The sequence below is a fragment of the Mesorhizobium sp. LNHC209A00 genome, assembly GCF_000502915.1.
In the GTDB taxonomy this organism is placed as follows: Bacteria; Pseudomonadota; Alphaproteobacteria; order Rhizobiales; family Rhizobiaceae; genus Mesorhizobium.
Genome location: NZ_AYWT01000041.1, coordinates 1 through 9,700 on the forward strand (window position 1 = coordinate 1; position 9,700 = coordinate 9,700).

Below are 9,700 nucleotides of genomic sequence, written 5' to 3' on the forward strand. Positions count from 1 at the left end.
CTTCACCGCCGAGCAGTGCTCAAACTACTTCTGCGCCGCAGGATACGAGCCTGAGTGATCAGATTCTGCTCTAGGTGAGCGGAGAACCCTGCCGTTTGCAGGCCGGCATCACATGAAATTCCTACAGCACGCCGGCTTCGTTCTTCAGCTTGTCGATCAATTCGGCGACGCTCTTGACCTTGACACCCGCCTTGCGGCCGCCCGGCTCCTCGGTCTAGACCTTCAGCCGCGGCTTGACGTCGGCGCCGTAGTCGGCCGGGCTCTTCTCGTCGAGCGGCTTCTTCTTGGCCTTCATGATGTTGGGGAGCGAAGCGTAGCGCGGCTGGTTGAGGCGAAGATCCGCGGTGACAATCGTCGGCATCTTCAGCTGCACCGTCTGCAGGCCGCCATCGACCTCGCGCGTCACCTTGGCCTTGTCGCCATCGACAACGACCTTGGAGGCAAAAGTGCCCTGCGCCCAGCCGAGGGTGCGGCCAGCATCTGGCCGGTCTGGTTCGAATCGTCGTCGATCGCCTGCTTGCCGAGAATGACGAGACCGGGCTTTTCCGCCTCGACCACGCCCTTCAGCACCTTGGCGACGCCGAGCGGCTCGGTCTGCTCGTCGGTCTTGACCAGAATGGCGCGATCGGCGCCCATGGCGAGCGCGGTGCGCAAGGTCTCCTGCGCCTGCGGCGGCCCGATCGAAACGACGATGATCTCCTCAGCCTTGCCGGCCTCCTTCAGCCGGATCGCCTCTTCGACCGCGATCTCGTCGAACGGGTTCATCGCCATCTTGACGTTGGCGAGCTCCACAGCCGAACCGTCAGCCTTCACACGGACCTTGACGTTCGCATCCACAACCCGCTTCACGGGCACAAGGCTCTTCATCTTTTGCCTACCAACTCTAGCTTTGCAGCTTACTAAAACCGAATATCTGGCGTGGCGCGAACACTTTCACCGCTCCACGTTCTGAGCAAGCGCATCTCTACAGTAGTCTCTGCGCTGGGTTGGCGGAATTTAGGGGAGCCGACGTCGAGGGGCCGATCGGTGACAGAGCGGCCAAACCTTAGGGTTATCGTCGCAGACGCTCGCCCGACGGGTCGAAGAAGGCTTGCAACGAAGCGTCAGCGTCATAAACTTGGCCAGCAATTTCGATCTGCCAACGACTGTTCTCGATCAGATCTTTTGTCACACCCTCGGGATGGTTAACATAACCTAATCCGATCGACGTCCCGAGCGTGAAGCTTTTCACTCCCGAAGAGATGTAGCCAACGATCTCGCCGTTGCGTCGTACAAGCTCCTCACGAAACAGGATGGGTTTTGGATCCCGCAGCTTAAACGACACCAAGCGCTTCTTGAGCGGCATCGATGCCTTCTGCGCCGCAGTCGCCTCTTTCCCGATGAAGTCTCCCGCCTTCCAGTCGATAGTGAAACCCAAACCGGCTTCGAGCAATGTATCCACCGGTGTCAGATCCAGCTCATACTCTCGATACGCTCGTTCGGAACGGAGATGTTCAAGTGCGTGATATCCGGCTGGTTTCAGATCATGTTCCCTGCCAGCGTCCCACAGCACATCAAACACATGCTGCGCCATCTCGGTGGGAATATGAAGCTCCCAGCCGAGCTCCCCAATGTACGTCAGCCGGTTGGCTATAACGCGGGCATAACCCACATCAATTTCTTGGCTGGTGGCAAATGGGAAGGCTTCGTTCGACAAATCTGTATCGGTCACCCGCCCCAGAATATCGCGCGATTTCGGTCCCTGCAAAGATACTACCGCGTATGCAGATGTTACGTCTGTGAGAGTCACATTCCAGTCGTCGGTAATGTGCTTCGTAATCCACGCCTTGTCACGCGGATGGACCGTCGCTGAAGATATGATCAGGAACTGATTGTCCGACAAGCGGTTTACGGTGACATCCGTTTCAATCCCGCCCTTGTCGTTCAGCATATGTGTGTATACGAGCTTACCGACCGGAACATCGACATTCCCCGCGCAAATCCTTTGAAGAAATTTGCAAGCGTCGCGCCCCTGGATAAGGTGTTTACCAAACGAGCTCTGGTCGAAAAGAACCGCATCCGATCGCGCTGCTAGGCATTCCTGCGCAGTATATTTGAACCAATTGGGTTCGGCGTAGGAATAGACATTTTCAGTAGGCTCGCCTGCGCCGGCGAACCACATCGGTCGTTCCCAGCCCATCCCTTCGCCGAAGCTGGCGCCGAGTTTAACCCACCGGTCATGAAGAGCGCTCTTGCGCACACCACGAGAAGTCGCGCGCTGATGCCCAGGCCAATGAATCTTGTAGTGTAGACCCAAGACCTCGGGTATCCGATCCCGTAAATACCTCTTGTTGATCTGAAAGGGGTGGAAGCGCGCAACATCGATAAAGCTGACGTCCATCTGGGGCGCGCCGGAGACGATCCACTCAGCCAAAGCGCGGCCCGCGCCCGCGCCAAATTCGATACCTTCCGAATTATACCCCGCTGATACAAAGAGATTTTTCATGCCAGGCACTTCACCGATCATGAAGAGGAGATCCGGCGTGAAGCTTTCTGGCCCGTTGAAAAACTTAGCAATTCCAGCGCTTTGCAGGGCGGGCATCATCTCTATCGCCTTTGTCATGGGCAATTCGAAATGATCCCAGTCCTCCCATAGCTCAATGAAGGGCGAATCTTTCGAAAAGTTCTCCATCGGGAGCGCTTTGCCCCACGGCTCAAATGCGCCGATCAGCAGTTTGCCCGCGTCTTCCTTGGCATAGACGTGCCCGTCAGTGTCTCGAAGGACCGGCAAAGTGGGCTTCACGAAGTCCAGTGGCTCGGTAACAACGTAAAAATGCTCAGCAGCGTAAAGGGGCACCCGCACCCCCAATTTCGCCGCGAGGTCTCGTGTCCAAAGGCCACATGCAAGAACCAGAGTTTCGGCTTCGATAACGCCGTAGCTAGTACGAAGTTGATATGCCTCACCCAGCGTGCACCAAAGGTCGGTTACCTCAGTTTTCTCAAGAATCTTGGCTCCGTTCTGTTTTGCGCCTGCAGCCAAAGACATGCACGTATCGATTGGGTTTGTTTGCCCATCCTTAGGTATGAAGACGGCCCCCTCGATGATCGACGAATCGATTGCCGGATAGAGTACTTTCGCCTCCCGCGGTGAGATCATATGAGCTTCCAGTCCGAAACTTTTTGCGACCGACGCATTGCGCGCCGTTTCATAAAGACGATCTTTCGTGCGAGCCACGCCAAGGGTCCCGTTCTGCTTGAATCCTGTGGCTTGACCGGTTTCCGCTGCGAGCGAGGCATATAGCTCGGCATTGTATTTCGCGATTTCAGTCAGAGCATGGGTGCCGCGAGTTTGCATAACCAAGCCCGCAGCATGCCAGGTTGTGCCAGATGTAAGCGTATGCCGCTCTAGGATCACGACATCCTTTTTCCCGAGCTTCGTAAGATGATAGGCAAGGCTCGTTCCGGCGATGCCTCCTCCAATTATTACGACCTCATGGGATCGGACCGGCACTTCTCTAGGCCGGACAGGTGAATTGAAAATCATGTCATCCCCTTGGTGCTGACGAAATTGCCGTGCTTCGCATTCTCGACCCATGCGGAGCGAAGGATCATGTGCGGGAATTATGCCGCTAATCGATAGGGAACATTCCCAGAAACATCTCCCCTGGAACGCCAGATGGGGTGAGCTTCACGCTTCCCGTCTTCCAGTGATGGGCACGCAGCTTTGGACTTTTTCCGCCATCGCCGCTATCAGCTGCGGCGACCGATCAATCTCCCGAATCGTCGACTTGAACTCGCAAAGATGCTTCACCTGATTTGCCTCAGTGGACGCAATGTTTGAGACGACGTCCCTTACGAGATCGATAGCCGGCAATCTGCTTCAAGAGTTCGTTCGTGGATGGGTGCCCTACACCCGGTGATTGGCGATGAACCGCTTTCCTGCTGGTGGCGGGCCTGCATCTAAGATCTTATTCAGAGGCTTGCGAATGCGGGATGGGATAGTGCCTTGGCTTGTGCCTTGCCGCTCAAGCCTTTGCCGCACGCTGAATCTCAAACCGGAGCCAACAAATCCAAAAGTCCATTCAAAGAGTTTGACCTATCGATATTCATCACTTGTTCGATGATATCATCACCTCGCGTCTCAAGTGCGGTTCCCCGCACATTTCGCCGAAACTTATTCTCGCTCTTGGATAGCTTTCGAGGCCATTTCCAATGACCGTCTGGCCAATCAACTGTCAAACTGAAACTCTCGCCGCTCTTCGTAACAATGGTCACCGAAGACATGTTCTGATCGATTTCCCAGAACGCTTTTTCTGCGATTGGGTCTACTTCGACTTCGATCTTTTGCATCAAATCCGAGACGATCGGATCCCGCATCATCGGAGGCGAATACCACTCCCTTCCCACCTCAATTGATAGAAGAGCCATGGCTGAGACGTATTGCACGGAGAATTGGGCATCTATGTCAGAAGCCGGAGCGGCGTCTGAGAACCATTCCGGAATCCTTTTGAACGTGCTAATTCTGAGCTTTGCGACGTTTTCATAATCGATTTTGTGAGCCGCAACGAGCTTTGAAACTCCCTCGATTGTTGTGTGAAGAAAGCCGCAACAGGGGTACGCCTTGAGGGTTGATTCCCGTATCCGCCACACGGTAGATAGCTCCTCCGACAACTGTTTAGACTGGAACTTGTCGGATCCGATGATCATCGCGAAGCCCCTCTCGGCATCGCTCAACATGGCGAAAGGACCGACGATGTTGCGCCGAGCGCAAATTGCAGCATCGAGTCCTCCCAGCGCCATTTGGCCATAATTCGCTTTCAGCGCATGCGCCGGTCGGCCGTACTGAACATACCAAAGAGGAATATTCGTGTTTGCGGCAGCATGTCCCAACGCGGAGCGAAACTGCTCTTCAGTACCCCCGGCAACAGTCATGGCGGCTGCACCGGCTGCAATGCCGTGCCACGCGTGATAGACGGCAAATCGCCGATAAACATCGGGACTGGCCTGTGTGGCGTCGTGCCATCGCAAGCCCGCCTCATAGCCAGCTACCACGCCTGCTAGAAACTGTTGAGGTGTAGCGCCAATGTGTTCTGCCATGGCAAGGGCCGCCGGAATGACAGTGGCACTTGGGTGGCCAGCTGCGTCGTCCTCGTAGTCGAGCACATCCGCCAACCATGCATTGACCTTAGCGGCAAGCGACGGAGCAAGCTTTGTGGGCGTGCCTGGGACGCAGCAGCCGTTCTCGTCGGATCCGGCATATGCAGCCAAAATCTTCTCGCCGAGCGGAGTATCCGTGCCCGCCACGATGCACCCAAGCGTGTCAAGGGCGATCAACTTCGCCGTATCGATAACATCAGTGGGAATATCCTCGTACTTAAGATCGGAGAGGAACCGCGCAAGCAAGCAGGCATCCTCATGAATCGGACTGCGCGGAAACAGTATGTGCTCAAAGGATGAAGATGTGGAGGCTGCTTCAGCTGTTAGAGTTGGCGTTGCGTTCATTTGTTTTTCCTAATCGGCTGACAGTAGCTAACACGGCTTTCTGGGCTGCGGCCGGAATGCGGACAAGGTGCAATTGAGCGGTCTGCCGTAACAAACCGCTCCAGTTGTTTGTCTTAGGTCATTGCGAGAGGCTTCTTTTGGAACTCGACCTGGCGAGAAACAACTCTGCTCGCCCCTAACGATATTCCTCTTTGCAAACATCTTTTGCCGTGAGGCCTGTTGGTGCTAGGTCGTCCTTTGTAAAACCGTACTTCAACATGATCTTCTCGACGGTGCCATCGGTTTTCACCTGAGCCAGGCTCTTGTTAAACAGATCGCGAAACTCAGCGTCTTGCGGTCGGAAAGCGATTGCGCTGGGATCTATCTTCTCTTTGCCGTTCACAATGAGCCCTTGGAACGGTGTTGCGCGTTCTAGTCCCTTCACATTGGGATCTTTCAACATGCCCGCTATCGTGCCCCCTGACATCAAGAGAGCATCGACACGACCTGCAAGAATCGCTGCCAGACCTGCAGTTTGGTCTTGAAACAACTGAATACGGTCCTTCGGGACTCCTGCGGCGATTGCGTCCTCCGTAGTCGAGGCACCCCTTATATCGCCGACACGGACATTCGGATTTTTGGCCATATCTACATAGCCATGGATATTCAGTGGATTACCCTTTTTCACCAGGGCGGAATTGCGGCTGGCTTCGACTGGGTCGGAAAAGCTGACCTGCTTGCAACGTTCGACCGTGATGGCCATACCCGCGGCGATGGCATCAATCCTTCGTGACAGAAGACTGGGGATCAGCGCACCCCACTCCATGATGACGAAGTCGACATTTTTGACTCCCAGTTTCTGGGTGGCTTCCCTCAGCGCGTCAGGGTAAATACCGGTAGCAACACCACCTTCGTCTTTAAAGCCCCATGGCCAGGTGTTCGAGATACCGATGGTCAGCTTGCCCTCCTTCTCGACCTGCTCTTTTAGGCTTTGAGCCTGAGCTCCAGGCGTCAGGACGCCGATTAAGGTAAGTGCTATCGCGCTCAGCAGTGCTACCCTGCGGCCCATATTGAAGTTCTTCATTCTATATTCCCCTTTTTGGTTGCGAGAAACCTCTCTAACGCGAGAGGTACGGACGTCGCTCGGCCTATCCGCGGTTCCTGTCGAGATGATTCCATCGCCACGGAAGGGCAAGCATTCCCCTACACGTACAGCCCAGGAAAATCGGGTAGTTCCACGACTGCATTTGAGAGCAAAGTCATTGCCCCTTGATGCGAGCCGTTCTAGGATCTAAGCGCCTTCATGAGGACTGTGATAAGCCTCCTCAGCGCCTACAAATCGGCTTCAAACAGGCGCCCCCAACCTAGAACAACGTCGCTGACTTTAGCCAAGCGCAAGGCGTGCCAGCATAGTGCCTGGTTGGATGAAATGACCGCTTTGCCCGTTTGCCGTTCAAGTTCGTCGATGGTTGCAGCGGCCCGCATCTGAGTGCAGGCGATAACGACGGTGTCGATGTCTTCGCGCTCGACTATCCGATGCACGGCGGCGACAATACTTGCCGGGGAGATAAATGGCGCATCACCTCTGACGAACCCGCCTTGGTTGTGGAATGTGCTGACCGTCGGCACCCAAATGCCGGCAGTTTCAATTCGATTAACCATGTCCTCCGCGATCTCGGCGGGATACGGCGATACGAATCCGACTCGAACAGAGTTGAGGACCCGTAGAGCAGCCAGAATAGCCGTAAAGGGGTCAGTCACATGAGCTTGTGGATGGACACTACGGACACGTCGCTCGAGTTCATCGGGTCCGATCACCATTGCCGCAGACGTACACCCGAGCGCTACGACGTTCGATGGACGCGTCGTGTTAATTTGCCGGACGGCTTCATCAAGTCCAACAAAGCCGTCCGCAAGGGCGCCACTGGTAAGAGGCTGATTACTGTCATCGTGCGACGATATGCGGCTTTCATATATAGCGACGCCCGCGATTGCCAGCATCGCTCTGGCCTCATGCGACAACGTCTGATCACAGTCGAAAACGACCATTCCAATATGTGCTCGACTTCCAATGCCCGCATCAACTTCATACGCGGCGCTGGACCACTGTCTATTTTGAGGCTCAGTTCGGGGAACAAGCATCTTACCCTCGGATGGTTTTTGGAGTTTGAACCACTAGGACTTGAAACCTTGTGCACTTGGCGAAAACCAATCAAGTGAAATTCTCTACATATAGTACACCAGGTATACCTTGTATGTCAAGATGGTTTGTGTCGCTGTTTCGAAGGGTCGAAGGGACAAGCTGCGCTAGGCTTCGTGGAGAAAGGGCAGCCATAGTTTGATTGAGGCGAGCGCCACAAAGCCAAGATTGGATTCCTTGGTCTTTTCGTAGCGTGTGGCAATACGGCGCCAGTTCTTCAGCTTGTTAAACAGGCGCTCGATGAGGTTGCGCCAACGGTATTTCTCGCGATCATGCGGGGTGGGGGTGCGGCGGCTTTTGGCGGGGATGACCGGCTTTGGCGATCTCTTGACGGATGGCGTCGGATTCATAGCCCTTGTCCGCCAGGAGCGCCTCGATACGGTCGGCGATCATTCGAAACAGCGGGCCGAAGCCTTTAATATCATGCGCCTGGCCAGATGTCAGGCCGAAGCCGAGAGGTCGGCCTTTTCCGTCGCACCGCGCATGGAGTTTGGTGGTGAAGCCGTCGCGCGATCGGCCAAGCGCCTCAGTTTCCTGAGTCCCCTTTTATGCCGACTGCACAATGATGCGAGGACAACGGTGCTATCGATCATGTCGGCGGTGGCATCGCGTTCCACCATCTCGGCGAGCGCGTTTCGAGCAGCGCATCGAACACCCCCGTCGCGACCCATCGCCGGGATCGGCGGAAGACGCTGTTCCACTGTTCCACTTGTCATATTCATCAGGCAGATGACGCGATTGCGCCCCGGTTCGGGCCATCCACATCATGCCTTCGAAATAGCGTCGATTATCCTGCGCCGGACGGCACCCTCGACCCCGCTCTGCTGGCAGCAGCGGCCCGATCAGTGCCCATTCCTCGTCCGATACCCAATCCGGTCGCCCAACCCTGCCTCCAAAAGACAGCCTTGAATCAGTGACAGAGTCTAGCGTGAAGCTTTGTCCACGAAGCCTAAGTCCACGCGAGATGTAGATAGGAAGGGCCGGCAGTCTGAACCGCGCCGGGTTTGCCGGAGGCTCCAAACCTTGAGAAGGTGGAGCCATCATGAGCAAGACGACGAACAGGTTTTCTCCCGAGGTGCGCGCCCGAGCGGTGTGCATGGTTTTGGATCACGAAAGCGAGCATGGTTCGCCCTGGGCGACGGTGTCTTCGATCGCGGCAAGGATCGGCTGCACGGCGCAGTCGCTCAATGAGTGGGTGAAGAAGGCTGAGGTGGACAGCGGCGTGCGCGCCGGCCTTCCCACCGAGGTTGCCGAGAAGCTGAAGGCTCTGGAGCGGGAGAACCGGGAGCTTCGGCAGGCCAACGAGATCCTGCGCAAGGGGTCGGCATATTTTGCCCAGGCGGAGCTCGGCCGCCCGTTCAAGCCATGATCGCGTTCATCGACGATCACCGGGAGGCGCATGGGGTCGAGCCGATCTGCAAGGTGCTGCCGATCGCCCCGTCGACCTACCACGACCATGTCGCCAAGGGACGCGATCCCTCCCGGCTGTCGGCGCGGGCGAAGCGCGATGAGGAACTCACGGTCGAGGTGCGGCGCGTGTTCGAGGAGAACTTCCGGGTCTATGGGGTGCGCAAGGTCTGGCGGCAGCTGAGGCGGGAAGGCTTCGACGTCGCCGGCTGCGCCGTCTCGCGGCTGATGCGCCAAATGGGTCTCGAAGGGGCGATCCGCGGCAAGCCGGTGAAGACCACGATCAGCGACAAGGCCGCTCCCTGTCCGCTCGATCAGGTCAACAGTTCCATGCCCGGCCCCGAACAGGCTTTGGCTCTCCGACTTCACCTATGTCGCGACCTGGGCCGGCTTCGTCTATGTCGCCTTCGTCATCGACGCCTATGCCCGTCGCATCGTCGGCTGGCGGGCGAGCAGGACCGCCCATGCCGGCTTCGTTCTCGATGCCCTGGAACAGGCGCTCCATGACCGGCGCCCCGTCCATGGCGGCGGCCTGGTCCACCACAGCGACAGGGGAAGCCAAGGCGGATTCAAACGGTCGTCGCAACACTCTGACATTGGAGGTTGCGATGACTATTCAAAAGCGGCGATCAC

The 9,700-nt window shown here is 56.5% G+C and carries 6 protein-coding genes, 3 pseudogenes and 1 other annotated feature; of the genes and pseudogenes, 1 reads left to right on the top strand and 8 read right to left on the bottom strand.

The features are described from left to right. Positions 1 to 121: 121 nt before the first annotated feature. The 8 genes and pseudogenes from X739_RS01000000166980 to X739_RS1000000171070 all read right to left on the bottom strand — a co-directional run bounded on the left by X739_RS01000000166980 (position 122) and on the right by X739_RS1000000171070 (position 8,758). Positions 122 to 867 (bottom strand): annotated as a pseudogene (locus X739_RS01000000166980) (electron transfer flavoprotein subunit beta/FixA family protein). 184 nt (positions 868 to 1,051) lie between these two features. Next, positions 1,052 to 3,523, bottom strand: coding sequence for an FAD-dependent oxidoreductase (locus X739_RS136820; protein ID WP_031252670.1), 2,472 nt, complete (start codon positions 3,521 to 3,523; stop codon positions 1,052 to 1,054). 506 nt (positions 3,524 to 4,029) lie between these two features. Further along, positions 4,030 to 5,481 carry an MmgE/PrpD family protein gene (locus X739_RS136815; RefSeq protein WP_023796657.1) on the bottom strand — a complete coding sequence of 484 codons (1,452 nt, stop codon included), beginning with the start codon at positions 5,479 to 5,481 and terminating at the stop codon, positions 4,030 to 4,032. Between the two features lie 175 nt (positions 5,482 to 5,656). After that, on the bottom strand, positions 5,657 to 6,544 hold the full coding sequence (ehuB, locus tag X739_RS136810) for an ectoine/hydroxyectoine ABC transporter substrate-binding protein EhuB (RefSeq protein WP_023796658.1): 888 nt from the start codon (positions 6,542 to 6,544) through the stop codon (positions 5,657 to 5,659). 248 nt (positions 6,545 to 6,792) lie between these two features. Beyond that, positions 6,793 to 7,509, bottom strand: coding sequence for an aspartate/glutamate racemase family protein (locus X739_RS136805; RefSeq protein WP_023796659.1), 717 nt, complete (start codon positions 7,507 to 7,509; stop codon positions 6,793 to 6,795). Positions 7,510 to 7,767: 258 nt separating this feature from the next. Then, positions 7,768 to 8,010 (bottom strand): transposase, encoded by a 243-nt coding sequence (locus tag X739_RS1000000171060; protein WP_245273993.1) that lies wholly within the window; start codon positions 8,008 to 8,010, stop codon positions 7,768 to 7,770. After that, a pseudogene (locus X739_RS1000000171065) lies at positions 7,931 to 8,110 on the bottom strand (transposase); the annotation flags it as partial. The pseudogene X739_RS1000000171065 and the gene X739_RS1000000171060, both read right to left, overlap by 80 nt. 132 nt (positions 8,111 to 8,242) lie before the next feature. Next, positions 8,243 to 8,758: a transposase gene (locus X739_RS1000000171070; protein ID WP_348625787.1), complete on the bottom strand. Its 516-nt coding sequence runs from the start codon at positions 8,756 to 8,758 to the stop codon at positions 8,243 to 8,245. Between X739_RS1000000171070 and X739_RS1000000169040 the strand changes: the two are divergent. Beyond that, positions 8,703 to 9,629 (top strand): annotated as a pseudogene (locus tag X739_RS1000000169040) (IS3 family transposase); the annotation flags it as partial. The gene X739_RS1000000171070 and the pseudogene X739_RS1000000169040 overlap by 56 nt on opposite strands. Then, positions 8,984 to 9,100: a sequence feature (AL1L pseudoknot), on the top strand. Its footprint overlaps the pseudogene before it by 117 nt. Positions 9,630 to 9,700 lie beyond the last annotated feature (71 nt).

What these genes read in the sequence shown, in the direction of transcription:
- ehuB (WP_023796658.1), bottom strand. Translation starts at nt 6,544, where the DNA reads ATGAAGAACTTCAATATGGGCCGCAGGGTAGCACTGCTGAGCGCGATA.
- X739_RS136820 (WP_031252670.1), bottom strand. Translation starts at nt 3,523, where the DNA reads ATGATTTTCAATTCACCTGTCCGGCCTAGAGAAGTGCCGGTCCGATCC.
- X739_RS1000000171070 (WP_348625787.1), bottom strand. Translation starts at nt 8,758, where the DNA reads ATGCACACCGCTCGGGCGCGCACCTCGGGAGAAAACCTGTTCGTCGTC.
- X739_RS136805 (WP_023796659.1), bottom strand. Translation starts at nt 7,509, where the DNA reads ATGGTCGTTTTCGACTGTGATCAGACGTTGTCGCATGAGGCCAGAGCG.
- X739_RS1000000171060 (WP_245273993.1), bottom strand. Translation starts at nt 8,010, where the DNA reads ATGAATCCGACGCCATCCGTCAAGAGATCGCCAAAGCCGGTCATCCCC.
- X739_RS136815 (WP_023796657.1), bottom strand. Translation starts at nt 5,481, where the DNA reads ATGAACGCAACGCCAACTCTAACAGCTGAAGCAGCCTCCACATCTTCA.